We start from the raw sequence: 1,052 nt of genomic DNA on the forward strand, positions 1-1,052 counted from the left end.
ATTTGATACAAATAAAACGTTAGTTTCCGGTAAATCTCTTATTATTTCAGATCCTTCAATTTGAAGTTTATTAAAACGGTGATATCGTCCGTGTGACACCACACCAAATATACGTATCAGCCATTTTTTTAAAAATAAAATATGTCCGAATGGATTTTTCTTAAAAATGGGCATTTAATTGGTTTAGTATTTTGAATGAAGTACAAATTTAATAAAAATATATATTAAAAGTGTTTTAATAAATCTCTAATTTCACTAAGCATCATGGCTGTAGCTCCCCAAACAATATGGTTGTTAAATTTAAAACAGGGTACACTTATGTTTTTTGCATACGATGTGTTTAAAATTGTTTTAGTAATTGAAGTTTTTTTTAATAAATCACTTAACGTAACGTTAATTAATTCTTCAACTTCATGATTTTTAATAAAAGTAGGATTATAATCAACTAAACCTAAAAAAGGCGTGACTATAAAATTACTGGGAGGTATGTATACATCTGTCATTTGTTTGAAGATAGAAATAGTTTTGCTATCAATTCCAACTTCTTCATAGGTTTCTCGTAATGCAGTATTCTCTAAGTTAACATCGTTTGGGTCAAATTTTCCGCCGGGAAAACTGATTTGAGAAGCATGAGTACCATCGTAATGAGCTCTTAGGGTTAATAAAAAGCAAGTTTCATTATTTTTATCGGGATAAAAAAGTGATAAAACTGCTGCTTTTTTTGCGTTATTTTTTTTTAGTAATTCTTCAGTTGGTTTTACTCTAAGTTTTGGTGCTAATTTAAATTGAGCCTCTAGCCCTCCTATAGATATATCTATAAGTTTTGAAATGTTATTTTTAAAATAATTAAATTCCATTGTAAGGATCAGCGTTTAATAATTAAATCAAATATAGTTGATTAATTATTTTTAATCCTAATTAGTCTAAAATTTAAAGTTTGTAATAAACAAGAAGTAAAATTTTAGGCTATAAATGATATTTTGCAGCAACTGCAGCACCTATAATACCGGCATCATTTTGTGATTCTGCGGCTACTAAAGGAATACTAATAT

The 1,052-nt window shown here is 27.9% G+C and carries 1 protein-coding gene; it reads right to left on the bottom strand.

Translation table 11 applies throughout. From position 1 onward, the window contains the following. Window positions 1-224: 224 nt before the first annotated feature. Window positions 225-857, bottom strand: a complete 633-nt coding sequence (locus JF818_RS12345) for a CoA pyrophosphatase (RefSeq protein ID WP_168814266.1) — start codon at window positions 855-857, stop codon at window positions 225-227. Window positions 858-1,052 lie beyond the last annotated feature (195 nt).

This window comes from Sphaerochaeta sp. S2, from assembly GCF_016406725.1.
Lineage (GTDB): Bacteria > Spirochaetota > Spirochaetia > Sphaerochaetales > Sphaerochaetaceae > Sphaerochaeta.

Excerpts from the sequence above, each read along its gene's own strand:
- JF818_RS12345 (WP_168814266.1), bottom strand. The coding sequence starts at position 857 with ATGGAATTTAATTATTTTAAAAATAACATTTCAAAACTTATAGATATA.